We start from the raw sequence: 25,125 nt of genomic DNA on the forward strand, positions 1-25,125 counted from the left end.
TTAGTCACTTCTAGCCATGCATTGCCGTAAATACTTTATCAAGGGTTTCATGTGTTTTAATTTCTACGATATTTGAGAGTGATGAATTGTTAAAAGTCAGTAGTAAAATTAAAAATGAAACGCTCTAAATTTTAAACTTGTTTCGATAATCAATTTGATAACAAAGGCTAAAAGCCATAAGTGAACAATTTGGTTACTAGTTTTTACTATTTTCTTATGCTTTCATATATATGTGGCAATCTTATAGTGTAAAATATGCTAAGCAGACAATAATAAAATAAACAAGCCCGGCTTGAAAAATATGTCTGAAATAACAACGGTTTAAATTTGTTGATGTTGGTGCAATGCCCTAGAGAAGAAAAAGAAAAGCTATGCCATATCTTAGGGTTAGTACATTTACTTTAAAAGTGCTGTCTAGGGTTTAAAAATAAATAGGGAATTTTATGATAATTACAAAGGGTTCTAAATATGTCTGGGCCTAGGGATTATACAGATAAAACACTCAAAAGGTTGTTTGGATTAGCATGTAACCGCTGCTCATTTCCAGATTGTGATGAGGTAATGAGTGATGAATATTCAGCAAAAAATTCCAATATTTGCCACATAGAGGCTGCCAAAGCAGGAGGAGAACGGTGGAATAAGAACATGTCGAATCCACAAAGGGCTGATTATGATAACTTGATTTTACTATGTGTGCGTCATCATGATATCACCAATGATGTCGAAACATATACTGTTGAGAAGTTAAAGTTAATGAAGAAGAAGCATGAACAAGAAATGGAGCTACGAACTTCAAATAAGCGACCTCTAAATAATAGGCCTTCTTTATTGACTGACATAATGAATAAAATACTGGATGGAGATATAGATGGCATTGAAGAGGAGCCGGTAAAGAATGCTTTCTCAATTGAAGATAAAATTGCTCACAATAAAGTTGTGACTAATGTCTCTTTATTGGAAAACTATCGAGTTTATCAAGGTAAAATTAATGCGTTGTATTCAGAATTAGAAAAAAGCGGAAGTCCTAAGAAGGAAGGTGTGCTTAGGGCAATTAAACATATATATGTGGTGGCCAAAGGTGAACTATTAGGAGCTGAACAGTCCCTAGTGAACATACAAAATAATGCTGATAAGTTAATTGATGTTGTGAAAAGAAAATTACACGAAAGGATCGATGAAAGTGCCAACAATGATCCAACTATAGCTTATGATGATGTTGAGTTTGCTCTCTCTATTCTTGTTGTTGACGGCTTTCTCCGTTGCAAAATCTTAGAGGAGCCAAAAAAGTAGTGATTATTAGTCAAAATATACACCCCGAATTCCAGCTTTACTATCTTGGGGCAAGGACTCTAGAAATACTGAATAGAAATGGTGGTAAATCAGATTTTTTTGAAGCATACCAAGAGCTAAAGAAAAATGAGAAGGTTTCGATAAAGCTATTTATACATACACTAGATTGGCTTTTTTTATTAGGGGCTATCAAATCAGAGAAAGGTTGGATTGAACAATGTTCTTGAGCTCGTTACTTATCGAATGTGATTCTCATGTAATTCGTAATATCGTTTTTCATAAAGGGGTTAACTTCATTGTTGATGAAACAAAATCCTCTTCTGGTGACGGAAAGGTTTCTGGCAATAATATTGGAAAAACAACGGTTCTGAGGCTGATAGATTTCTGCTTAAACGGAAGTGATAAGAAAATTTATCAGAGTAAAGAGTTTAAGAATAATGTTAATGAGTCAGTCAAAAATTTTTTGATAGAGGAAAATGTAACAGTAACGTTGAAACTACAGGAAAACTTAGAAGATCCTCTATCTAGAGAATTGACTATATGTCGAAATTTCTTATCAGGTTCGAAAAAGATCTTAGAAATAAATTCTCAGCCCGTCTTGGCTAAGGATTTTGATATGGAGTTAAAGAAACAAATATTTGATTTTGATGAGGAAAAGCCAACCTTCAAACAATTAAAAGCTAAAAATATACGTGACGAGGCTGAGCGTTTAGAAAATACAGTTAGGGTGCTAGGTAGTTTTGGTAAATTAGAAGAGTATGAAGCTTTGTATCTTTTCTGGTTAGGAGTTGAATATCCTGACTCTGAGAGAAAAAGGTTATTATTAGAGGAAAGAGCACTAGAGGAAAAGCTGTATAACCGTTTGTTTGATGGAACTAGTGAATCAAAGTTAAAGCAATTTCTCAAAATCGTAGAACATGATATTCGAGTTTTAGAAATCAAGAAAGATAATTTCAATCTTAACGAACAGTATGAATCAGACCTAACACTTTTGAATAAAGCAAGAGCTAAGTTGAATTCATTATATACCCAACAAAGTCAACTCGATTTAAGAAGAGAGTTAATAGAGGAGAGTTATTCAGAACTTAAGAAAGATCTAGTTGATAACCAAGCTAAAGAATTAGCTGACATATATGCACAAGCAGAGATCTTGTTACCTGATTTGCAGAAAACATATGATGAAACAGTTGAATTCCATAATAAAATGGTACGCGAAAAGATGCATTTTGTTGCTGACGAGCTCCCAAAGGTCAATTCAAGCTTAGCCAGATTGAATTCCGAAATTCAGACTTATTTAGTAGAAGAGAAAAGGCTAGTCGATAAACTACAAAAGTCAGATACAGTGGATGAGTTACAACATGTTATATCTGAATTAAATAGTAATTTTGAACAAAAGGGAAAGTTTGAAGAAAGGTTAGAACAACTTACTAACTCTAAAAATACTTTATTAAAAATTGATAATCAGCTTTCTAATATAGACAAATCTATTTATGCATTTGATGCATTAATTCAGGACAGAATTACAATATTTAACCGCTACTTCTCTGAAATTTCAAATAATTTGTATGGAGAAAAGTTTGCGATGAGTGCAACGTTTGAACAAAAGAGAAATAGTGAGCAGCATTTCTACAAGTTATATATAGATTCACTTGATGGGCAAACAGGAACAGGAAAAAAGAAAGGTGAGATTGCTGCATTTGATATTGCATACGTTAAATTTGCAGAAAAAATCGGTATTAAGTGTCTCCACTTTATTTTACATGATCAAATGGAAGTAGTTGATGATAATCAGATTGAAGGTTTTGTAAAGGAAGCTGTAAATGCCAATTGTCAATTTGTAGTGCCTATTTTGAGAGATAAGTTACCTAAATCAGTAGATAAGCCGGAATATCAAGTTCTGTCACTTTCGCAAAGTGATAAACTGTTTAAAATATAGCAGTATCAGTTAGGCAATAATTAAAGGACTATTAAATGCTGCGATTTATAATTTTAAATAGAAGCGAAGACATACCTTCCTCAGGTGCAAATACTTGCTATTTGATTATTGATAATTGGAATGACTTTTCTTTTATTACATCTTTCTATCTATCCATACACGATGAGGGCGGCACTTATCATAAAATAGGTGGTGTAAAAATAGGTTTTTTTGGACAAACTGAGCAAGAAAGCACAGAACAAGCTCTTAGAAAACTTAGCCTCATAGAGGAATTGCCAAGTTCGTTTTTCTCATTGGGGATTGGTTCTGAATACTATCATAACTTATCTACTTTGAATGAGAGCTTTAGAAATACGCTAATGGTAGCTCTTAGAGATGTTGTATTTAATTCAGAACTTATTAAGAAAGTTGAAAATGAGCGAGTATTTAAAATATCTCTATTAAGAGAAGCCTCTATCTCGGTTATTGAAGGTAAGTATAAGCGCTTTCTTTATGGTGATAATAGTAATATCTCTTTTCATTTTGCTTTTCATCCAACTCTAGGAGAGTTTGGTAACAAACTCTTAAAATTCAAAGTTGTTAAAAAGCCACAACCCAGCTTAACTACAAATGTTCATGCTTTGATTGGTCGGAATGGAACAGGTAAAACAACTCTATTAAATAAAATTGTTCGTACTGCATTAAGCCCTCGAGAGAGTCTATCCCATATTCTAGATTTAGAGGCAACCCCTCTACGTCCAATCCCAAAAAATTATTTTAGCAGTATAGTTTCTGTATCTTTTAGTTCATTTGACTTAGAAGCTCCACCATTAGAGCAACGAGATCCTTCCAAAGGTACATGTTACTCTTATATTGGATTAAAGAAACCAGGGAGCGGACAGCTTAAAACTCTAAATGAGCGGCGAATTGAAATGTGCGAGAGCTTGTTTGATTGCTTTCACAATGCAGAGAGCTTGTTAAATGGTGATAATAAAAAGCGAGATAGGTTTTGGCATGCTGTAAAGCTACTGAGTTCAGATTACAGTATAAAGTCTTTTGGGCTAGAGACGTTATGGGATGAGTATAACTGTATTTTCAATGACTTTATGAGAGAAGAGGTTGGAGCTATTATAGATCCAGTTGAAATAGATAAAAAATTTAGAAAAACTTTTACTCAAAAATTTTTGAACTTACTGCCGGATATGAGTTCAGGTCATGCAATTGTTTTAATGACAACATTTAGTTTGATATCAAAAGTTGATGAGAAAAGTTTAGTGCTCATAGACGAGCCAGAAAGTCATCTCCACCCCCTTTATTATCAGCTTTTATTCGAACTCTTTCATGGTTAATGAATGAGGTTAACGGAGCCTCTATAATTGCTACGCATTCACCAGTTGTTTTACAAGAGATCCCAAGAACTTGCGTGTGGAAAATTATCAGGTACAACGCTGAATATGTAATATCAAGGCCTGAAATTGAAACTTTCGGTGAAAATGTTGGAGTACTTACTCGTGAGGTATTTGGCTTAGATGTTGAAAAATCTGGCTACATTACTGTTATTGAAGAAGCAGTGAAATCGAATATGTCTTTTGAACGTATCTACCATGGTGTTTTTGAAGGTAGTTTAGGAAATGAAGGAATGATGATTCTTCGCTCAATGTTGGATGAGAAAGGTTATTCACGTGATTAAACTGGAGCCTATTAAAGAAACTGTTTCTGAGTGTTTTGATTTATGCGTCTCAGATATCGCACCTAATAAGCATTATTATAGGAACCGATTAGAGCAAGATAAGATATTTTTATTGGGGCAATCATCAACTTATAAAATGAGATCGAGAGCTAAGGAATTACATTTTTTTATCGCTATGCCTATTGCTAGGGGAGAGTGTGTTTTACCAATAAGGGGTTGTCAATTAACTAAAAACGAACTTGTTGACTTATATAAAAATTACTTTTCTAAAAAGGGAACTCGCGCTAGAGCTGTTTACGACAAAATATTTATCTCATCTAAAGAACAATGTTCTATGTGTCTTGTTGGTACAGTTTCCTCATTAGATCATTATTTACCTAAATCTAGATACCCAGCACTTTCAATTGAACCGTTGAATTTAATTCCTGCTTGTAATGATTGTAACAGAGGGAAAGGTACTTCAGTCTTTTCTAAAAAGGAAGATCACTTTTTACATCCTTACTTTAGTGAGGAGAAGTTTTATAATGAAAACTGGTTATGTGCTGAAGTTATTGAGGAAGTACCAGTTCGGCTCAGATATTATGTAAATCCTCCTCGTTCTTGGTCGGTTGATGACATTGCTTTAATTGAAGAGCATTTTCATAGCTTTAAACTTGCAGTTAAATTTTCAACGTTTGTAAGCTCGCACCTTCTCACGGCAGTTGATAACGTTGATAGGGCCATAAATAAATATAAGCGCACCCCAAAGGGTATAAAAGAAGACTTTCTTGAATCAGCAAAATCTCGCCCGAATAAGAATTCGCCAGTAAGAGTAATGTTTGAAGCATTATCTCGAAGTCACTGGTTTTGTTCAGGTGTAAGGCGCAATGAGACAAAAAGTATGATATAGATTTATTTCGAACACTTTTTAATCTCAAACTGCCGCCTGAAAATATTAAATTTCAAGTGTAAAATTTTAATTAATTAGAATTTTTTCTTAATTACTTTTCTGTGTTCTTCACTGTTCCAATAAAAAGAAACTATAAATAGTCGAAGCGCTAGTCTGGCTAATTAAAAGAAGACTATAAGTTTTAGAAGCTTTCTAATTTAATTATTAATACTTTTTGAATACGTTCTATCCATAAATCAGGGCCTTCTTTTAGGTTTAATTTAAAAGTGATTCATAGCTATCGAAGAGTAAGAGTTGTTTAACAAAATATATTGGCCTGGTATACAGTTTATATCTTCATCATCAGTGCATTCAAAAACATCTCTTTCGTTATCATAGGAGAATCTACTATGTACATTACCATCTAGCTGAAGTATTTCTAATTTATCACCGACAATTTGCCATCTATGCTCATTTTTATTATTACCTTCTGTAATAAAACCGTCTTTCGAAAAAACAATACGCTTTGATTGTTTAAATTGAGGATTAAAAAAAGGTTTAGTGGGGCGCTAGTCAAAATTTCGAATAAATCACTTTTTTGTTCTGTTCTTGTTGTAATATTAGGGGTTAATATTCTTTTTATTTTATAAGCCGCAGGTCCCAGAGCTGCCACTAAATTCTTATCCGTTCGTTTATCTTCATAGTCTGCGACTGATAATCCAAGCAAATCTGTTGGTAAGTTCAACTCACAGAATGATCTTGGTTTCACTACAAAACAACTTTCTAGACCCAAAACCCCTATGAATAACCCCAACTCAAAAACTACATTGTCCCTAACCTTTCCCTTTGACTCTCCACGAACTATTACATCATCATCAGGAGTAAAAATAAAAACAGCTGCGTCAGATTCTTTTGCTTTTGTTATCAAGGTTTCAATTGTTACTTTAGAAAGCTCAAATACTCCTTGAGGCCACGTTGTCACTTCAAAATCATAGTCCAGGTTTTCTTGTATAGAATAAGCAACATCAAGCCCTTCAACGGACGATGCAATAAATACGCGTTTCTTCATGGTAATCTCTCATTCATTAATTTTTACCTACATCGCCCATGATGTAGTGTTAATAAGGTAACCTATTAATATTTTTTTTGAAATCTTCGATTCTCAGTTTTGAATATGAGGCAGTAATTAGTCGTTAATTGGGCAAAGAGGTTTTAACTGACATTCTAATCGAGAAATCAGCCTACATCTTCATTTGGAGTGCTTAATTGATGCTACTTTCAAAATTTAGGCTAATTGTAATAGAAAAAACACTTCAAAATTATGTAGACATAAAGTGTCGCTATTAACCGTAATTCAAACAAATAAGATGGACACGAAAGTTAGTTAAAATAAAGCAGCGGATTGTTTTAAAATAACTTTATTTGTCCATTAATTTTTTTCTTGCCTGTAACGTCCTACTTGCTCTGCTGTTGCTCTTGTCGGTGGCTCTTCGAACCCTAAACCGGGGGAAATCTCCCTTGCTCATAATGGCGTATTGTTTTTAGACGAGCTGCCCGAATTTGAGAGAAAGGTGCTCGATTCACTGCGTGAACCAATGGAAACGGGCGTGGTGACTATATCGCGAGCGGCGCGACAAATGGAATTTCCATCGCAATTCCAGCTAATCGCCGCGTTAAACCCTAGCCCCACAGGAAGCCATACCGATAAACGTGCAACGCCAGATCAAGTATTGCGGTACTTATCTCGGGTGTCTGGACCATTTATCGATAGGATTGATTTACAAATTGAGCTGCCGCGACTCACCAGTAGTCAATTACAGAGCACGCAAGTAGAAGAAAGCAGTGAACAAGTAAGAGCCAGAGTTGAAAGAGCTTATGCAATTCAACTTAACCGACAAGGCAAAGTGAATGCGCGCTTGAACAATAAAGAAATGAGTATTCATTGTGAGTTGGCAGCAACTGAGCTGCAGTTTTTAGCAAAAGCCAGTGAAAAACTGGCCTTATCACCACGCTCGTATCATCGCATTATCAAGGTGGCACGCACTATTAGCGACTTGAAAGCACAGCCTGCAATTACCTTAAGTGAATTAAAAGAGGCGCTGAATTATCGCGCCTTTGAGCGGTTAATTAGCCAATTAACGCAGTACTAGCAAGCTTGCTAAATAGACAGCATGTAGCCTTTACCGCGAACGGTTACGATACGCTTTTGGTCTTTTTCATCACTGAGTTTTTTACGTAAGCGGCCAATAAGTACATCAACGGTACGATCGCTTGGGCTCCAGTCAGGCTGACCAATTTCTTCGGAAATTTTTTCACGTGATGTCGCTTTACCGGCATTTGCAATAAGGCAAATAAGTACCTTGTGCTCTGCTTCGGTCAGACGTGATTCTTCACCATTAGGGGTGATCAAGGTGCGGTTATCTGGGTGCAGTTTAAAGTCGGCATATTCAATAAACTCTTCACTCTCATCATCTTGCTGAGAGCCTTTTATGCGCTTAAAAAGAGCGCGCATTCGCAGTTCAAGTTCAAGTAGGTCAACCGGCTTGCAAATGTAGTCATCGGCACCTTGTGCAAGACCCGCAATACGGTCAGCTTGCGAGTCACGACTAGATAGCACAATAACGCCAATATCCGTCAGTGCATTAAGTTCTTTGGCAAGCAAAAGTCCATCGCGTTTTGGTAACACAATGTCGATAACGGCTAAAGAAATTGCTTCTTTTGATGACGCACGCGATTGCACAATGCTTAATGCATCGGCCCCCGTAGAATCTACCTCAATATTAAACTCAGTTTCTTTAAAATGATTAAGAATGCGCTTAACGAGTAGTTCGTCGTCTTCAACCAATAAAACTTGAATAGTCATTCGCTTTAATTTCACACTTGATTTGTTGTTATGTTAGCACTGTATGGCAAAGGCTGAGAAGTGTCATAGCGAGGTTTGTAACTATTTCTTACAATTTAATGGCTTAGCGATAGTTGAAAAGAATGACAGCTGAGCACTCACACAGTGCCCAGCCAAGGGATTAAACTACTTTTCAGGATAAAGGTATTGCCACCATTGCGGCTGATCTTTTAAGTTTTTATCGAAATAAGCCAGCATGGTATTCCACCAGTCGAAACGTTTATCACGAGCAAAAATTTGGTGATCTGCGCCTTTGTACTCAATCAGGTCAACATCTTTACCTAATAACTTTAATGCGGTGTACATATTGTGGCTTTCACCAACTGGTACGTTGGTATCCGAATCACCATGAAGGAGTAATAGCGGCGTTGTTACTTTGTCAGCATGAAACACCGGGCTATGTTGGCTATAAAGTGTTGGATTGTTCCACGGGTAGCTATTTTTAGATGCCTCAGCTGAGTATAAGTAACCCCACCAACCTTGGCCCCAGTACGAGGTGATATTTGAAATTCCAGCATGAGCAATCGATGCACTGAACATATTCGTTTTAGTTGCGAGTAGCATGGTCATAAAGCCACCGTAAGAGGCTCCTAAATTACCTACACGCTTACTATCTACAAAGCTATATTTATCTAAAAAGGCTTTTGTGCCGTCGATGATGTCGTTGGCGGTGTATTCACCCCATGCGTTGACGTGTTTAGCCGAGAACTCTTGGCCAAAGCCGGTTGCGCCAGTAGGTTGTACAACGTAAACAACATAGCCATGCTCAGCCCATAGGTTAAATGGGTAGCGACCGGTAAAACCACGAGTTACTGGCGATGTACCGCCATAATAATAAACCAGCGCAGGATATTGTTTATTGCTATCTAAATCATGGGGTAAATAAACGCGACCCTTAATTTCAATGCCATCCTTGTTAGTAAAGTTAAACTCTTCCAATGAGGCTACTTGCGTATTTTCATAGCCAATTGGCTTAGAGTCCCACACAGTTTTAGCGCGGCTCTTACCTAAGCTTAGTTGCTTTAACTGCTGAGGTGTTGACGCTGTGGTACCGGTAACCAAAATGCGCGGGGTGCGTTCGTGTGAATAGCTAACTTGCTCAACAACATCAAAGCCCGTATTCACTTTATTAAAACGCTTTTTGCTTAAGTCGAATTGATAAAGTTGTACAGTATCTTGCTCGGTAACTTTAATAAGCGCATCACCGTTTTCAAGCACATTTAACTGGCCGATAGCTGGGTTAAACTCCTTACTCAGAGCGCTGGCTTTTTTACCGTCACGGCTTAGCAAATAAAGTTGGCCGTCATAGTTATTCGCAAGCATCCCTTCAGGAAGGTTACGACCTAAGCCTTTGTTAAAATCTGGGCCGGCAGTGACATAAATTCCATCGTCAGTATATTTAGCTTGATTAAAGGTATTGTATTGACCAAGTACCGTGATAGCCGATGAAGCTAGGTTTAGCTCAACAAGCTCTGTTGCAGGCTGTGGTGATAGCTGCATTGCTTTTGCTGAGCGGCTCATCAAAACGTGGCCGCTTTTAGCGTCAAAATCTTCAAGTGAATGGCTAAGCGGGCCTTGGCTTAAGATTTTGCTTAGACCAGTTGCGATATCGAGTAAATAGACTTGCGACGTGGTACGAGCATAAGACCAACGGTCTTGCAGGCCTTGATAATGTTTAGTGAGCTTGCCATTGTCTGTTGGAGACTTCGACCAACTAAAAATTAAGCTGTTGTTATCAAAAAATTGGAAGCCATTTGCACCCGCGAGGTTTTTAGCAATGACGCTAAGTTGTAGGGTTTTTAGGTTTAAACGTTTAAGCTCGCCATTTAATAAATACACTAAGCTTTTGCTGTCTGGGCTCCAAGTAATGTTACTCGGTTGGGCTGATTCAAAGCGATAAAGCGTATTGCTTTTTGCGTCTTTAAGCTCAGTAACATATTGCGCTTGATTAGCGGTTGCATCTTCGTAATGACGTTGGCTGGTAATGAAGTAATCGCCATTTGGTGCCATTGAAATATAACTGACCGTTGGCGCATCGAATAATTGCTTAGCCGACAAACCGTGTTGTTGTTTAGCACTAAATTGCACTGCATCTAGCTCAGACTTAGCCGTAAAATCAAGCTCAACCTCATTCCAGTTAGCTACTTGCTCAGTGATGATAACAAATTGGTGATCGCCTTGGCTTAAAGCTAGCTCATAGCTTTTATTTTTTTCTGTTTGCTTTTCACCATCAATAAATAGCTGCGCGTTTTCAATGCCTTTAAGCGTTAATGAGCCTTGGCTAAAGCGTGCAGTTGAGGCGGTAAATTTGAGTGCCTGTAAACCACCAAGTGTTAGCGCACTCACTTTGTCGAATGATTGCCAGTCAAGCTCATTGCCAAATACGCGTATGCTATCGCCGCTTTTTTGCAAGCTAGGTAATAGGTTAGCAATAATGGCATCGCGATGATCCGTTTGATATGGCTTAAGTTGCATATCTTCGCCAAGAGGGCCAATAAATTGCACCGCTGATTTATCAATGGCAGCGGCCATCGCTGTATTACTTAACGCACATAACGCTAATGCACTAAATGTTGTTTTTAGCTTGGCTGATTGGCTTAGCCAAGTAGTTGAAAGTGTCATAGTTTCGCCTGTTGAAGGTAATTTAAACCAATATAGCACGCTGCAAATTACCCAAAAAGTGCTCTGCGTTAGATTGCAGTCGGGTTTGAGCTTGTGGTTTTCAATTGCTATGGTGAGCGGGTTAACTTTTTTAAGAGGGCTCAGCGTGACATTGCTACTTGTTTATATGTTTGTTGCCATTGCGGTTTCGTTTTTGTGCTCAGTGATGGAAGCGGTATTGTTAAGTATTACGCCAAGTTATGTTGCGATGCTAAGAAAGCAACAACCGCAATTAGCAAAGCGGGTAGGTAAACTCAAAGACAATATAGACCAACCGTTGGCGGCAATACTCACGTTAAATACCATAGCGCACACGGCTGGTGCCGCTGGCGTTGGCGCACAAGCTGCAGTGGTGTTTTCAGATGCTGCGGTTGGCGTAGCCTCCGCAATTATGACGTTATTGGTACTGGTGCTTTCTGAAATTATTCCTAAAACATTAGGGGCTAATTATTGGCGAGGATTAACACCCATTGTTAGTGTGAGCTTAATTTGGTTAGTGTTTATTCTAAAACCCTTTGTGTGGTTTGCAGACATTTTAACGCGCTTTTTGGGGCGTAATTACGATGAAGCCTATTATATTCGCCAAGAGATTGAAGCCATGGCTGATATTGGCACTGAATCAGGAGCCCTTGGGCAAGATGAATCTGAGATCATACGCAGCCTGCTGCATTTTCGTCATGCCAAACTCGATACTTTAATGACACCACGTACGGTGCTTTTTAAAGTACATAAGGATTTAACCGTAAACCAATACTTGTCGGAGCATGGTTCTTCATCGTTCTCTCGGGTATTGGTTTATGACAAAAATGGTGATGATATTATTGGCTTTGTGCATAAAAATGACATTATGCTGGCTTATCATCGTCTGGGTGAAGACTATAAAATTAGCAAGCTCGTTAAGCCTATTTACACCGTACCAGAAACCTTGCATGTGCCGACCTTACTCGAAACCTTACTGTCTGAGCGCACGCATATTTGTTTAGTCGTGGATGAATACGGTGATGTACAAGGTATTGTCACCCTTGAAGATTTAATTGAAGCATTAATGGGGCTTGAAATTGTAGATGAACATGATCAATCAGCCAATATGCAAAAAGTCGCCAAACAGCGTTGGCGACAGCGTTTAGCATCGAGTAATACCATTGTCAGTGATGATAAGCGTAAACCTTAGCGGCGATGCCCCGTCGCGGTTTTTACCATTTGCCGCCAAGAGAGTGACCAATTTAAAAAGTCTTCTTTGGCTTTTGGGCGGCACAGCAAAAAGCCCTGCATTAAAATAAATTCTTTGTAGCGGTCGAGGTATTCAAGCTCTTCAACGCGTTCAATACCCTCGGCCACGATAGCGAGATCTTCTTGTATCGCTATATTCACCAAGCTACTAACAATCACTTGGGAAAACTGATCGGTTTCAATATTACTGATCAGGGTGCGATCGATCTTAATTTCGGTAAAGGGTAGTGTTTTTAACTGCTGAACATTAGTAAAGCCAGTGCCAAAATCATCTAGTGAAATACCAAAACCGCGCATTCGTAAGCGATTGAGTGATTCAAGTTGCGATGCACTACGCGCCGCATACTGTTCGGTAATCTCTAATATAACTTCACTAGGCGTGAGCTTGTTAAGGTGCAGTATTAAAGCCAGTTTATCTGGACAACTTAAGTCCTCAAGCTGCGAGGGAGATAAGTTAAATGCCAGCTTTAAGTTAGGATCAAACTGCTCTTTAATTTCTGCAAAATCGTTAGTGGCCTTTTCAAATAATTGGAAAGTAATAAGGTTTATTAAATCTAGGTCTTCAGCAATACAAATAAAGCGATCAGGTAAAATTATTTCGTCTTCTTGGCTTGTGTTGATGCGGGCAAGTACCTCAATGCTTTCAACCCGATTATCATGGCGATTTATCTTAGGTTGATAAAACGGAATAATCTCATTATGACTGATGGCATGTAGTAACAATGACTCAGAAATAGGGGTTTTTGTACGCTCAACATGAATAGCAAAGTGCTCAAGCTTTTGCAGTAGTAAATACACTTGATTAAGTTGCACTGGTTTAGTGACGTTACCAATTAAGTGAGCGTTATGCTTACGAGCAAGGTCTGCTGCAAGGTCAATGACTTTAGGGTCCATCTCAGAAATTATGGCAATTGCACCTTGGTATTTCATGGCGCCTAAGTGACGAATAAGCTCCATGCCATCCATATCTGGCATATTGAGATCGGTAAAAATGGCATCAAAAAAGCGAGGGGCTTTTTTAACTTTTTCTAAGGCTTCTTCTGCACTTAGGCAGGTTGTAATGTGTGGAACCTCAAGCTCATTCAAGATGGCATGCATAACAATCAGGATAGCTTTTGAGTCATCCACTACGAGTATGTGTCTATTTGACTTAACCATATTCACTCCTTGAACAAGAACGCTATAGTTAAAAGTAGTAGATAAACCCTATTTAGTCATGTTTTTTGCTTGTTTTATAGTGCGGAAAATACACAGCCTTGTACCTAAAGGAAATTCGTAATTTTGCAAGGTCTCAGTATAATAGCCGCACTTTTTATTCGTATTTATAAGAACTATGGTCAGACTTCAGCTGAGTCTCGCAGACGAAACCTTTATTTTGCATTTAAATGGCTCACAGTTAATTCAGCTTTTTCATCATCAACAAGCAATTGCTTTCGATAACCCAGAGCCAGAACTTTATGAATTTGATTTTCAGGGGCAACGCATTGGTCTTGATACCAGTAAAGTGCACGAAAAAAGCTTAGCCATTTTTGTTAATCAGCAGCAGGTGAGCCAGCTTGCTTTACCGGAGTTACAAGAAGCTGAACCCAAACGCGGCATTATTGGTTTGCTGGCACTGGGCTTTAAATTATTCAAAAGTGCAAAAGTTGTGAAAGCAGCTTTAGCGGGTGCTTCGGTGGCAGGCTATGCTTGGTTGTTTTCTATTGAATTTGCCTTGATGCTAATTGCCTGCTTGGTGGTGCATGAATATGGTCATGTGCGTGCGATGAAATACTTTGGCATTAAAACTAAAGGTATCTACCTTATTCCCTTCGTCGGTGGTTTGGCTGTTTCCGATGATAAAATTACCACGCGATGGCAAGACGTAGTGATCTCACTCATGGGGCCTGCTTTTGGCTTGATTACCTCAGTACTGGGAGTCGTGCTTTACTACGCCACTGAAATGGAAATATTCGCCGGTGTGGCAGTACTCAGTGCACTGCTAAACCTATTTAACTTGTTACCTATTTTGCCCTTAGATGGCGGCCATGTACTTAAAAGTATTAGTTTTTCTATGCGTTCATGGATAGGTCTAAGTGTGTGTTTATTAGGTGTGTTATTTGGCTTGTGGCTGAGTTACACCTTTGGCTTGATGCTACTGGTGTTCTTCTTATTTGTAGGGGCTCTTGAGATTATCTTTGAGTGGCGCGGACGTCACTATTCACATCTCATTCCTCTTGATACATACGGGCAAGGCTTTTCAGCGGTAATGTACGCACTGGTTGTTGCAGGTCATGTCGCTGTGATGATGCACTTTGCCGACTCAGAAAGCGCAATCCTAAGCTTACCAATGAAGATTCTAGCAAGTTAAATAATATTTAAGCACTAAGTTATATACAGCTTGGTGCTTAAATTTAATTAATATATTTTAATTAATTTTATAATTGATTTTCTAATTAATTTTACTAATTAAACCTTCAATTTGTGCTTTGTTTTATTTTTAGGAAAATTCTGATTTACAAAAATTAGAATGTCCCGCTAATTTTAAATTCAAGAGATATAGCAAAAGGATTTTGTTATGAGCTTGTTTAGAAAGGAAGCGGTTGCACAACAAAGTGAACGTTTAACTGGCGTAATTACCTTAGCGCAACCATTATCGATTAAATTAACTGTTGTAACCTTAAGCTCTGTTGCCGTCGCGGTTATAGTATTTCTTTTTACAGCAGAATATTCCCGCAAAGAAACCGTACGTGGTTTTCTCATGCCTAGTAAAGGCGTAATTCAAAGTTTTGCTAATCAAGGCGGAACAATTGAAAAACTTCATGTAAAAGAAGGCGACTCTGTCATTAAGGGGCAAGCACTTGCTTCAATTGTTGTTCAGCAAAATGATAGTCAAGGTTTAGATCTCAGTTCACAATTAGTTGAACAATTAACAGAGCAAATTAAACTTTTGAATCATGAGGTTATGCAAACGGAAGTGTTGCAAAAACAAGAAATACTAAACCTTGAAGCGCAGCAAACGCTTTTAAATGAAGAAAAGCTTGCATTACAAAGTCAATTAACACTCGCAGATGAAAAGCTTGCCCTGTTGCAAAGTCAACAAGTTAATTTCAACCAGCTTAATAAGAGTGGCTTTTTATCGAATATAGAACGTGAGCAGCAACAACAAGCTTTACTCGAGGTTAAGCAAGAGAAGCAAAACTTAGCTCGAATACTGATGCAGCAAAATAACCAGCTGAGTCAATTACGCTTTAATCTTGCTAACGTTCCACAGCAATATGCACTTCGTATCAGTAACTTAAAACGAGAAATTTCAGATACACAAAATCAACTATCGCAGTTAAAAAGCAACTATAGCTACACAATTACGGCTAGTAATAATGGTGTTGTTACAGGCATCCAAGTAGTCGAAGGAGAGGTGTTAAGCCAAGCAAAGCTTTTACTGCAAATTATACCTGAGGGTTCTGAGTTAGTTGCTGAATTACTATTACCAACTCGCTCCGCAGGGTTTATAGAAATAGGCAACGAAACTCGGTTACGTTTTGATGCCTTTCCATATCAACGCTTTGGTTTTATCAATAGCACAATTAGCCGTATTGATAAGGCACTTATTACACCAAATGAAGTGCGGATACCTATTACATTGCAAGAGCCAGTATATCGACTTAGGGCTACTTTAAGTCAGCAGCAAATGTCTGCGTATGGAAAGGCCTTTGAGTTAAAAAGCGGCATGCTGTTTGAGGCAGACATAATGTTAGAACAGCGCACATTAATTGAGTGGTTACTAGAGCCACTTTACAGCCTCAAAGGTCGCGTGAGTTAAATTAAATAAATTTGAAAGTTTTGGTGGTTTGCTAAATGCAAATTACTAAAAAATCGGCCAGCTTTAGTTAACTTTAGCGAGCAGCTAAAGCTAGCCTATTAACTACTTATTTTGCCTATATTTCTATATTGCAAAATAAATAATCAACATTTGCTGATTATAGTTATTAATAATTAGCTATACAAATTTGGAGCATAGATATGCGCGAATTAAATGTAAATGAAAGAACTCAAGTAGTTGGTGGTAATTCTGCTGGTGCAGCAGCATCTGGTATTGGTGGGGCATTAGCTGGAGGTGCTTTAGGTGTTGAAATTGGTGGTCAAGTAGGGGCTATGATCGGCTCTATTGGTGGTCCTGCAGGTACAATTATAGGCGGAGCACTTGGCATCGGTATTGGTGGCTTATTAGGCATTACCGCATATTACTTAACTAAGTAAAAGGAGAAGAAGCATGAGAGAGTTACATAGTAATGAATTGAAAGAAGTTGTTGGTGGTTCCACTGCTGGGTTAGGTATGTCTCTAGCGGGTGGTGGGCTCGCAGGTGGAACAGCTGGGGCCCAAATAGGAGCTTCTTTAGGTACCATATTTGGAGGCCCAGCCGGGACTGTAATAGGAGGAGCATTGGGGGCTGGCATTGGTGCACTTTTAGGAGGTATCACCGCCGGAGTATATTACGTTTCTAAGTGATCTTTGAATAATGGGAGTTTGCATGCTCCCATTTTACTTGGAGGTAAAATGAAAAAATTAAACTTGTCGAAGATTATCTTTTATCTTCTTTTACCAAATTTTTTTCTTATTATCGGGTGGAGCTTTTCAGAAAATAAAGATTTGTTTAGTTTTTTTATCTGGCCTGCACTTTTTGTAGTTGTCTTCGTTTTTTTGGGTGGGTTTATCATTGGTATTATAATGCTCAGTCAGAGGTTCAAGTGAGGAAAAGGAGACGCTATGTCTAATTTGGGATTGAGTTTTTCTTTTTTGTCAGCGGTACCCTTAATTCACCAATCCGAAATTGCTGAATGCGGTCTCGCCTCTATGGCCATGGTGGCATGCTATCACGGTCACAAGCTTGATATGCCTGCAATGCGAAAGCGCTTTGCGGCGAACCTAAAGGGGATGAATTTACAGCAGCTAATCGAGTTGGGGGATAGCTTAGGATTAGCGAGTCGTGCGTTACAGTGTCCATTTGAAGAGGTTCATAAGCTGCAGACACCCTGTATATTACATTGGGATATGAATCACTTTGTAGTTTTGACCAAAGTTTCTGGGAAGGGAAAATCAGCCAAATTAGCGATTAATGATCCAGCCCTTGGGAAGCGGAATCTAAATAGCGATGAGTTTAGTAAGCACTTTACCGGAATTTGTTTGGAGCTCACGCCAACCAGTAAGTTTGAAGCTAAACAAGAACAGGCACGAATGAGGCTTAGTCAGCTTTGGAGTGCTGTTACTGGTCTAAAAACTGGCTTAATTAAATTAATTGCGCTGTCGCTGGTGTTACAGCTATTTGCACTGATGACACCCTATTATATGCAGTGGGTCGTGGATGAAGTGTTGGTGAGCTTTGATGAGTCTTTGCTCACGGTGCTTGCGCTAGGCTTTGCATTAATTGCGATCATTTCAGTTATTACTAATGCAGTGCGGAGCTGGTTGATTTTAAGGCTTTCGAGTCTGCTAAATATGCAAATGGGGGTTAATCTATTACGTCATTTACTGCGCCTTCCTATGAACTACTTTGAATCCCGCCACATTGGCGATATTGTTTCCCGTTTTGGCTCACTAGCACAAATACGTGAGCTTATTACCACAGGGTTTGTAGAAACATTTGTTGATGGCGTTATGGCTATTACCGTATTGATTATGATGTTGATTTATTCACTTAAGTTGACAGCTGTTGTTGTAGGCGCAATTACCCTTTATACGCTTGTACGCTTAGTACTGTATCGACCACTGCATCAAGCCACAGAAGAAATGATTCAAAACTCTGCTAAAGAGCAATCAAACTTTTTAGAAAACATTCGTGGTATGCAAACAATTAAATTGTTTGGTAATGAAGCGCGACGCCAAGGTATTTGGCAAAACCGTTATGCTGAGGTAATAAATAGTGAAATACGTTTAGGGCGATTAAATATTAGTTTTGAGTCTTTTAATAAACTACTGTTTGGTCTTGAGAATGTAGTGGTTATTTACCTTGCTGCACTTTTGGTTATGAGTAATAGCTTATCTGTCGGTATGGTGTTGGCATTTATAGCCTATAAAAATCAGCTAACAAGTCGCTTTGCAAATTTCATCGAGCAAATTATTCAATTTAAAATGATGCGCTTACACCTTGACCGTATCGCTGATATTGCACTTACTAAGCAAGAAGCGAATCGCGATGGTGACTTGTCCTACAGAGGGAGTAGCGACAATAAAGTGAAAGGTAAGCTTAGCCTTGAAAATATCAGTTTTAGTTATAGCGATGATCAAGCACCTATTTTAAAAGATATAAATTTAACGCTAAATTCATGCGAGTCTATTGCTATTACTGGCCCGTCTGGCGCGGGTAAAACGACGTTAATGAAAATTATGTTGGGTTTATTACAACCCACATCAGGCAAAGTGTTACTTGATGGCATGGATATTACCCAACTTGGCCTTAAAAATTACCGCAAACAAATAGCCGCAGTAATGCAAGATGACACGCTATTAGCTGGCTCAATCGCCGATAATATTAGCTTCTTTGACCCACAACCTAATTACTTAAAAATAGAACAGTGCGCTCGCCATGCAGCAATTCATAGTGATATTACTAAAATGACTATGGGTTATAACTCATTAGTAGGCGATATGGGTTCTAATTTATCCGGCGGACAACTTCAACGGTTATTACTTGCCAGAGCTCTGTACCAATCTCCCTGCGTCCTATTTTTGGATGAAGCAACGAGTCATTTAGATCAAGAGAACGAAGCAAAAATCAGTCAGCAAATTAAACACTTAGAGATGACGCGGATAATGATTGCTCACAGGCAAGAGACTATCAATATGGCGGATAAAGTGTTTGAGTTGCAAGGTGGTGCTTTAACAAACAAAGTAGTTAAAAATGAAACTGCGTAATCGAATATGAATTTAGTAACTTGTATTTAACAAGCTACTAAGTCAATGGCTAGGCACGTTAATTCTTCTAAAGAAAAGCGGCTAACCTATTAACTACCCAACAAAAAATGTGAATACATGGAGAGTATATAATGCGTGAATTAAATTTGATTGAAATTCAAGTGGTTTATGGTGGAATACTATCGAATAGAGCAGTTAATGAAGGCGATTTTATAAAGGAAGATAAACCTGGGTTTGGCATGCCACACTTACCTTCACCAATAGAAACTGACGATTAGATGATAATGTAGATAAGGAGGGTCTCCTTCTCATCTAAAAAGAAAATTTATGACGAATAGCAATTTGGCGCGGTGCGTATGGCATGGGTTATAAAAGCCATTTTATTTGTATGTTCATTTAGATGTGTTGAACTCTAACATGTAATTGCCCTAAGCTACACACTCAAAAATTTGTTAAACTCATGGTTGGATTATTTACGTAAAGCAATCATGAGTCGCAAAATTACCCCCGTTATTCTTGCTGGTGGCATAGGTTCTCGTTTATGGCCTTTGTCGCGTAAAGCGATGCCTAAGCAATTTTTATCTTTGCTTAGCGAAAAGTCACTCTTACAGAGCACACTTTTACGTGTCGCTGACTCGCGATTTAATGCGCCGATTTTAGTTTGTAATGAAGAACATCGTTTTATTGCTAAAGCGCAAATTGCAGAAATCACTGATAGCTTTACGTTGCTTCTTGAACCCGAAGGTAAAAATACTGCACCGGCGATTGCGTTAGCGGCTGAATTTGCATTGCAAAATGGCCTAACGGATCCCTTACTGGTGATGCCTGCTGATCACCACATTAGTGACTTTGATAAGCTTATTGCCTGCTTAGGTAATGCTATAGCACTTTGTCAGCAACAACAGTTAGTGACTTTTGCCATTACTCCCACAGAGCCTCATATCGGCTATGGGTATATTCGCCAAGGAGAGCCGTTAGCCCATGAAGGCTGCTTTAAGGTGGCTGAATTCAAAGAAAAACCAGCACTGCAATTAGCCAAAAAGTACCTTGCCAGTGGTGACTATAGCTGGAATAGTGGCATGTTTTTATTTCTGCCAGATGTGTATTTAAGCGAGCTTACTCGCTTTGCACCAAAGATTGCTGACAGTGTCGCCAAAGCGGCAAGTTTCACTGCAGATTTAGGTTTTCAACGGCCTGTTACTAATTCGCTCGCAGCATGCCCCAGTGATTCTATTGATTACGCTATTTTGGAACGTAGCGCTAACGTTGCTGTTATCCCTGTTGATTTAAATTGGAGTGATGTTGGTAGTTTTTCAGCGCTGTCGAAAATCGCTGAAAAAGATCATCATGGTAACTATTTAGCCTCGCAAGGAGTGAGTTTAGATAGCGAAAATAATTTACTTATCAGCGAAGCCGAACACACCATTGCGGCGCTCGGTGTGAGTAATCAAGCCATTATACATACTCATGATGCCACCTTAGTGGCAGATAAAAGTGCACTCGATAAGCTCCCTGATTTACTTAAACAGCTTGCTTTGGTTGATAGTGACAAATTGACCCACCACCAAGCGGTATTTAGGCCTTGGGGTAACTACCGTACTTTAATTGAAAGTACCGGCTTTAAGGTGAAAAAAATAATTGTAAATAGTGGTGCAAAACTCTCAACTCAGCGCCATCAACATCGTGCAGAACATTGGGTCGTCGTATCAGGAGTCGCAAATGTCAGAGTTGGCGATAACGAATTTGAATTAACAGCTGACCAATCTTGCTATATTGCGGCAAAGCAATTACATAGCCTTGCTAATCAACAAAACACACCGTTGATTGTTATAGAAGTACAAACCGGTGCGATACTAGATGAAAGCGACATCGAGCGATTTGATGATAGGTATGGCAGAGACTAGCTGGAAGCTCTGAGCCATAAGTTTTAAGTAGATTGAGCGGGTTGTTTTCTTTCGGTTCACAGGAACTAATTGTTGCTTGAGGGTAAACTGGATTTAGTGTGTCCTAGCACCTAGCACCTAGCACCTAGCACCTAGCACCTAGCACCTAGCACCTAGCACCTTCTATCATTTCCCCAATGCTTTATCTAGCTCTTCTCTTAGGCGTGGGCCTTTTAGGTTTTCAGCCATGATTTCGGCAACTTTTGCATTGCTACTATTTTCAAGAGCCGTAATGCGTTCTGCTAAATCACTGGCATAACTGTTGTTGCCGTCTCTTGTGGCACGGAAAAATTGGCCGATGAGGGCTGTGGCAGAAATATTGCGAACATAATCATTATCGTCAGTTTGTAACAGCTTTTGAAAATGCTCAGCGAGCTTAGGTGAGACGTTATTTTGGCGAGATAAATTCTCTAAAGTACTGACACGAATCTTAGGATCATTAGTGTAATCGCTAATGCTTATCATGGCATCGATTACTGCATTTGCTTGGCTGTCGTCCAAGTCGCGTCTGAGCATACTTAGGGTCATTTTTAGTTGCCCGTAGGCTGCTAAACGCTCATTTTCTGATTTACTCAAGTTGAGTAAGGTAGCAAGTGCTTCATTTATTGAGCTGTCGGCATATTGTGGGTCTGCTTTGATGCGTTCTCGGTAGTCATCAGGTAAATTACTTAGCCAACCAAGCGCCGGATTTCTCTTCTCAATTTCGGCACGTCGTTCGTTTTCTTGCTTTTCTATCGATTGTTCAACCAATATTGCTAGTAGCTCAGGATCAATGGCTGGCGCTCGATTTTCAAGCTCGTGAATGCGTGTTTCGAGATCTAAAATATAGCCATGTAAGGCAACTAGGTTTTCTCTATCTTGCTCTGGAATGGACAGCTCTTTTAAGGTAGGTTTTGCTTGCTGAATCGCGACAGGCTTGTCCGTCGAGATTGATTTTGTATGGCTATAAATAGATAAGCCCAGTGCAATGCTTGCAAATGCCAGTGCAGTATTCCCTTGCCAAGTTGACATATCACATCATCCAAGTTGCTTTGTAATATCAGCAGATTAAAACAAGCCATTTGTATTATCAATTACTTATGATGATAAAAACAAAAAGCGCAGCTAGTTAGCTGCGCTTTTAAAGAGAGTTTATGTCGATTAATGGGCTTTTGCGTATGCTTCAGCTTGTTGCCAAACACGAAGCATATTGCCACTTAAAATCTTTTTAATGTCTTTATCGCTATACCCACGGTCCATTAGACCTTGCACTAGGTTAGGATAGCTAGATACATCTTTTAAGCCAGTAGGTAGAGAGTCGCCTACACCATCGTAATCTGAGCCAATACCCACATAATCGATACCAATTAGCTCAACGACATGATCAATGTGATCAAGTACTTGTTCTAAGCTTGCAAATGGAAACGGGTTTTTAGCGCGATAAGCGGCATCAAAATCTTTACTTAGCTTAGTACCGTCTTTTTTCTTTTCAGCTTTTGCTGATTTAAGTTGATCGTACCAAGAGCCAGCCTGTGCCGTAACAAAGCTTGAACCGAAGTTAATTTGAATAACACCACCGTTCTTTTTAAGAGCTAACAGCATGTCGTCATTCATATTACGCTCAAAGCCAGGGGTGTATTTACGCAGTGATGAGTGTGAAGCAATCACAGGCACTTTTGAAATTTCCATCACTTGGTAGAACGCATCATCAGAAATATGCGATACATCAACCAGCATACCAATGTTATTCATTTCTTTTACCAACTCTTTACCAAATGGGCTCAGGCCTTTCCACTTACGACGAATATCATAAGATGAATCAGAAATGTGGTTACTCTGCGAGTGGGCTAAAGTGATGTAACGTACGCCACGTTCATAAAAATGCTTAAGGTTTTTAATGTCGCCTTCGATAGGTGAGCCGTTTTCCATGCCCATAGCAATCGACATTTTGCCTTGTTTAAACTGCTCTTTAATATCAGCAGTCGAGTCTGCAATAGCGAACTTATCTGGCGCGCGTTGCACAATCGCTTCCATCGAGTCGATTAGCTGATTTGCTAATTGGTAGCTTTTACCTTTGCCTTCAAATTCTAGGTTTGCAGGAATGTAAATTGACATGAAAGGGGCATTCAAACCACCTTGCACAGCACGTGGATAATCAAAATCACCGTCGCTTGTGGCTTTTGTTACGTCAGCCCACTTGTTATGAATACGATAAGGCACATCGATATGCGTATCGATTAAAATAGTGTCTTTTGCCAGTTTAATGGCTTTATCTGATGCAGTAACCTGATCTGCGCTTGCTTGGCCAATCAAGGCCAAAGACACAGCGGCAACCAATGAGCTTAGTTTTTTCATTTTTAATGGCTCTTTAAGTTAAAAAGCCATTGTGAAGGGATACGGTTTAACTTACAAGTTTAGTCGTTAAACGACGCTTGGTACTCTGGATCTGCCTGCAAGGCAATGAATTCAGCCTTTGAGATAATAGTCACTGATTCATGTAACTCAGAAAAAAACACCATGGCTTCACCACTTTTAAGCTGTTGATGAACCTGCGCTACTTTGCTTTCAATACTAAACTCTTGTTCGCCGTAGTCAGTGCCTTCACGTAACACATAACTTTCGATTAAATTATACAGAGTCTCTTTATCGAGGCGGTCGTGAGGAATGATCATAGCTGCTCTTTTTTAACTAATTGTTGAAAATACTCAGGCACAATTCGTTCAAGCCAATACTCGGGTTTAAAAGGGTTTTTACCGCTAATAAAGCCGACATGGCCACCTTGTTCTGAGATGCGCGACGTAACATGTTCACTGACATCTACGCTATCTGGTACAGCTTTTATTGATAACATTGGGTCATCTTTGGCGTGCACAATCAGCGTAGGTGTTGCAATGCTTTTTAAAAACGGCTTTGCGCTCGCTTGTTGATAATAATCTTCAGCGCCCGCAAATCCATGCAGTGGTGCTGTGAGCATATTATCGAATTGCCATAAGTCATCAATCGCCATAAGCTTTTCAGGCGTTAGGCTAATTTGTTGTTCGATTTGTGGCAGCTTTCTTTGCATCGACTTTTTCATGCGGTCGAGCAAATATTTTTGATAAATCTTACCTAGGCTCTTGCGAATAACGTCGCAAGATGAAGATAAATCAAACGGTGCAGACACAACGGCTGCGCCAGATAAGTTCGATTTAGTACCTTGCTCACCTAAATACTTTGCCAGAACATTACCACCTAATGAAAAGCCCACTGCAAATAACGGGCGTTTTGGAAACTTGCTCTTAAGATGGTTGATGAAAAAGCGCAGGTCTTCTGTTTCACCACTGTGATAAGCACGTGCTAAACGGTTAACTTCGCGAGAGCAGTTTCGAAAATGCATTAAAACTACAGCAAAGCCTTGCTGCTTAAGTTTTTTCATCATGCCTTTAGCATAAAAGCTATTTATGTTGCCTTCTAAACCATGCAATACAATAGCGAGGGGTGCTTGCTCGTTATGAGGTATTGCCCAAGCCAGTTCTAAAAAGTCACCATCAGGAGTATCGATTGTCGATAAGTCGTAGCGGGTATTATGAAAAGGGCGAAAAAAGCGCGGCATTATGGTTTGTAAATGGCGATTGCGCATCCACCACGCAGGCTTAAACTCAGGTAACATAGCTGACACTTTCGAAACAAAATAAGCGCCTATTGTAGCAAGTTTTTGCTTTTTGAGAACCGCTACAAGATTTTAGCTAGCTGCAAATAAAAAGCCCCTAAACAAT

The 25,125-nt window shown here is 39.0% G+C and carries 21 protein-coding genes and 1 pseudogene; 14 read left to right on the forward strand and 8 right to left on the reverse strand.

The window, feature by feature from the left end; genetic code table 11:
* Positions 1–468 precede the first annotated feature (468 nt).
* From P4S60_RS00170 to P4S60_RS00190, 6 genes are all read left to right on the forward strand, one after another.
* Positions 469–1,290 carry an ABC-three component system protein gene (locus tag P4S60_RS00170; RefSeq protein WP_337114589.1) on the forward strand — a complete coding sequence of 274 codons (822 nt, stop codon included), beginning with the start codon at positions 469–471 and terminating at the stop codon, positions 1,288–1,290.
* Positions 1,290–1,517: an ABC-three component system middle component 6 gene (locus P4S60_RS21510; protein WP_442961470.1), complete on the forward strand. Its 228-nt coding sequence runs from the start codon at positions 1,290–1,292 to the stop codon at positions 1,515–1,517. The genes P4S60_RS00170 and P4S60_RS21510 overlap by 1 nt, the downstream gene beginning before the upstream one ends.
* Positions 1,508–3,226: a DUF2326 domain-containing protein gene (locus P4S60_RS00175; RefSeq protein ID WP_337114590.1), complete on the forward strand. Its 1,719-nt coding sequence runs from the start codon at positions 1,508–1,510 to the stop codon at positions 3,224–3,226. The genes P4S60_RS21510 and P4S60_RS00175 overlap by 10 nt, the downstream gene beginning before the upstream one ends.
* 35 nt (positions 3,227–3,261) lie before the next feature.
* Entirely contained in the window at positions 3,262–4,554 is a 1,293-nt protein-coding gene (locus tag P4S60_RS00180; protein WP_337114591.1) for an AAA family ATPase, read from the forward strand.
* A 74-nt stretch (positions 4,555–4,628) separates the two neighbouring features.
* On the forward strand, positions 4,629–4,895 hold the full coding sequence (locus tag P4S60_RS00185; RefSeq protein WP_337114592.1) for a hypothetical protein: 267 nt from the start codon (positions 4,629–4,631) through the stop codon (positions 4,893–4,895).
* Positions 4,888–5,784, forward strand: coding sequence for an HNH endonuclease (locus P4S60_RS00190; RefSeq protein ID WP_337114593.1), 897 nt, complete (start codon positions 4,888–4,890; stop codon positions 5,782–5,784). The genes P4S60_RS00185 and P4S60_RS00190 overlap by 8 nt, the downstream gene beginning before the upstream one ends.
* Positions 5,785–6,202: 418 nt before the next feature.
* On the opposite strand, the gene P4S60_RS00195 is transcribed toward P4S60_RS00190, so the two are convergent.
* Positions 6,203–6,832, reverse strand: a complete 630-nt coding sequence (locus P4S60_RS00195; RefSeq protein ID WP_337114594.1) for a nucleotide-binding protein — start codon at positions 6,830–6,832, stop codon at positions 6,203–6,205.
* Between the two features lie 388 nt (positions 6,833–7,220).
* Between P4S60_RS00195 and P4S60_RS00200 the strand changes: the two are divergent.
* A pseudogene (locus tag P4S60_RS00200) lies at positions 7,221–7,913 on the forward strand (ATP-binding protein); the annotation flags it as partial.
* Positions 7,914–7,921: 8 nt separating this feature from the next.
* Here P4S60_RS00200 and P4S60_RS00205 read toward each other — a convergent pair.
* Complete coding sequence (locus P4S60_RS00205) at positions 7,922–8,626, reverse strand: response regulator transcription factor (RefSeq protein ID WP_063701510.1); 705 nt, start codon at positions 8,624–8,626, stop codon at positions 7,922–7,924.
* Positions 8,627–8,791: 165 nt separating this feature from the next.
* Positions 8,792–11,287 carry an alpha/beta hydrolase family protein gene (locus tag P4S60_RS00210; protein WP_337114595.1) on the reverse strand — a complete coding sequence of 832 codons (2,496 nt, stop codon included), beginning with the start codon at positions 11,285–11,287 and terminating at the stop codon, positions 8,792–8,794.
* 145 nt (positions 11,288–11,432) lie between these two features.
* Here P4S60_RS00210 and P4S60_RS00215 point away from each other — a divergent pair, with 145 nt between their 5' ends.
* Positions 11,433–12,497, forward strand: a complete 1,065-nt coding sequence (locus tag P4S60_RS00215; RefSeq protein WP_063701644.1) for a hemolysin family protein — start codon at positions 11,433–11,435, stop codon at positions 12,495–12,497.
* Here the strand turns inward: P4S60_RS00215 and P4S60_RS00220 are convergent.
* Positions 12,494–13,714 carry an EAL domain-containing response regulator gene (locus tag P4S60_RS00220; RefSeq protein ID WP_337114596.1) on the reverse strand — a complete coding sequence of 407 codons (1,221 nt, stop codon included), beginning with the start codon at positions 13,712–13,714 and terminating at the stop codon, positions 12,494–12,496. The two genes, P4S60_RS00215 and P4S60_RS00220, sit on opposite strands and share 4 nt — an antisense overlap.
* A 175-nt stretch (positions 13,715–13,889) precedes the next feature.
* Here P4S60_RS00220 and P4S60_RS00225 point away from each other — a divergent pair, with 175 nt between their 5' ends.
* The 6 genes from P4S60_RS00225 (at position 13,890) to P4S60_RS00250 (ending at position 21,352) form a co-directional block, all read left to right on the forward strand.
* The gene (locus tag P4S60_RS00225; protein WP_063701516.1) at positions 13,890–14,906 is read left to right on the forward strand and encodes a metalloprotease; all 1,017 of its coding nucleotides are present in this window, start codon (positions 13,890–13,892) and stop codon (positions 14,904–14,906) included.
* Between the two features lie 207 nt (positions 14,907–15,113).
* Positions 15,114–16,358 carry an HlyD family efflux transporter periplasmic adaptor subunit gene (locus tag P4S60_RS00230; RefSeq protein WP_337114597.1) on the forward strand — a complete coding sequence of 415 codons (1,245 nt, stop codon included), beginning with the start codon at positions 15,114–15,116 and terminating at the stop codon, positions 16,356–16,358.
* Positions 16,359–16,558: 200 nt separating this feature from the next.
* A complete protein-coding gene (locus tag P4S60_RS00235; RefSeq protein ID WP_337114598.1) occupies positions 16,559–16,795 on the forward strand; it encodes a hypothetical protein in 237 nt (78 codons plus the stop codon).
* 508 nt (positions 16,796–17,303) lie between these two features.
* The gene (locus P4S60_RS00240; protein ID WP_337114599.1) at positions 17,304–19,448 is read left to right on the forward strand and encodes a peptidase domain-containing ABC transporter; all 2,145 of its coding nucleotides are present in this window, start codon (positions 17,304–17,306) and stop codon (positions 19,446–19,448) included.
* Positions 19,449–19,579: 131 nt separating this feature from the next.
* Entirely contained in the window at positions 19,580–19,726 is a 147-nt protein-coding gene (locus tag P4S60_RS00245) for a hypothetical protein (protein ID WP_337114600.1), read from the forward strand.
* Between the two features lie 210 nt (positions 19,727–19,936).
* Positions 19,937–21,352, forward strand: a complete 1,416-nt coding sequence (locus P4S60_RS00250) for a mannose-1-phosphate guanylyltransferase/mannose-6-phosphate isomerase (RefSeq protein WP_337114601.1) — start codon at positions 19,937–19,939, stop codon at positions 21,350–21,352.
* A gap of 165 nt (positions 21,353–21,517) precedes the next feature.
* Here P4S60_RS00250 and P4S60_RS00255 read toward each other — a convergent pair whose 3' ends face one another.
* The 4 genes from P4S60_RS00255 to P4S60_RS00270 form a co-directional block, all read right to left on the reverse strand.
* Positions 21,518–22,402: a hypothetical protein gene (locus P4S60_RS00255; protein WP_337114602.1), complete on the reverse strand. Its 885-nt coding sequence runs from the start codon at positions 22,400–22,402 to the stop codon at positions 21,518–21,520.
* A gap of 129 nt (positions 22,403–22,531) precedes the next feature.
* A complete protein-coding gene (locus P4S60_RS00260) occupies positions 22,532–23,725 on the reverse strand; it encodes a dipeptidase (RefSeq protein ID WP_337114603.1) in 1,194 nt (397 codons plus the stop codon).
* Between the two features lie 59 nt (positions 23,726–23,784).
* Positions 23,785–24,042: a YheU family protein gene (locus P4S60_RS00265; protein WP_063701522.1), complete on the reverse strand. Its 258-nt coding sequence runs from the start codon at positions 24,040–24,042 to the stop codon at positions 23,785–23,787.
* A complete protein-coding gene (locus tag P4S60_RS00270; protein WP_337114604.1) occupies positions 24,039–25,019 on the reverse strand; it encodes a hydrolase in 981 nt (326 codons plus the stop codon). The genes P4S60_RS00265 and P4S60_RS00270 overlap by 4 nt, the downstream gene beginning before the upstream one ends.
* Between the last annotated feature and the right edge of the window lie 106 nt (positions 25,020–25,125).

Origin of the sequence: Pseudoalteromonas sp. Hal040, assembly GCF_037162425.1 — a bacterium.
GTDB classification, from domain to species: Bacteria; Pseudomonadota; Gammaproteobacteria; order Enterobacterales; family Alteromonadaceae; genus Pseudoalteromonas; species Pseudoalteromonas gelatinilytica.

Coding starts and splice junctions, on each gene's coding strand:
- P4S60_RS00175 (WP_337114590.1), top strand. CDS start 1,508: ATGTTCTTGAGCTCGTTACTTATCGAATGTGATTCTCATGTAATTCGT.
- P4S60_RS00195 (WP_337114594.1), bottom strand. CDS start 6,832: ATGAAGAAACGCGTATTTATTGCATCGTCCGTTGAAGGGCTTGATGTT.
- P4S60_RS00230 (WP_337114597.1), top strand. CDS start 15,114: ATGAGCTTGTTTAGAAAGGAAGCGGTTGCACAACAAAGTGAACGTTTA.
- P4S60_RS00235 (WP_337114598.1), top strand. CDS start 16,559: ATGCGCGAATTAAATGTAAATGAAAGAACTCAAGTAGTTGGTGGTAAT.
- P4S60_RS00240 (WP_337114599.1), top strand. CDS start 17,304: ATGTCTAATTTGGGATTGAGTTTTTCTTTTTTGTCAGCGGTACCCTTA.
- P4S60_RS00265 (WP_063701522.1), bottom strand. CDS start 24,042: ATGATCATTCCTCACGACCGCCTCGATAAAGAGACTCTGTATAATTTA.
- P4S60_RS00260 (WP_337114603.1), bottom strand. CDS start 23,725: ATGAAAAAACTAAGCTCATTGGTTGCCGCTGTGTCTTTGGCCTTGATT.
- P4S60_RS00225 (WP_063701516.1), top strand. CDS start 13,890: ATGGTCAGACTTCAGCTGAGTCTCGCAGACGAAACCTTTATTTTGCAT.
- P4S60_RS00245 (WP_337114600.1), top strand. CDS start 19,580: ATGCGTGAATTAAATTTGATTGAAATTCAAGTGGTTTATGGTGGAATA.
- P4S60_RS00210 (WP_337114595.1), bottom strand. CDS start 11,287: ATGACACTTTCAACTACTTGGCTAAGCCAATCAGCCAAGCTAAAAACA.
- P4S60_RS00255 (WP_337114602.1), bottom strand. CDS start 22,402: ATGTCAACTTGGCAAGGGAATACTGCACTGGCATTTGCAAGCATTGCA.
- P4S60_RS00270 (WP_337114604.1), bottom strand. CDS start 25,019: ATGTTACCTGAGTTTAAGCCTGCGTGGTGGATGCGCAATCGCCATTTA.
- P4S60_RS00205 (WP_063701510.1), bottom strand. CDS start 8,626: ATGACTATTCAAGTTTTATTGGTTGAAGACGACGAACTACTCGTTAAG.
- P4S60_RS00170 (WP_337114589.1), top strand. CDS start 469: ATGTCTGGGCCTAGGGATTATACAGATAAAACACTCAAAAGGTTGTTT.
- P4S60_RS00250 (WP_337114601.1), top strand. CDS start 19,937: ATGAGTCGCAAAATTACCCCCGTTATTCTTGCTGGTGGCATAGGTTCT.
- P4S60_RS00180 (WP_337114591.1), top strand. CDS start 3,262: ATGCTGCGATTTATAATTTTAAATAGAAGCGAAGACATACCTTCCTCA.
- P4S60_RS00220 (WP_337114596.1), bottom strand. CDS start 13,714: ATGGTTAAGTCAAATAGACACATACTCGTAGTGGATGACTCAAAAGCT.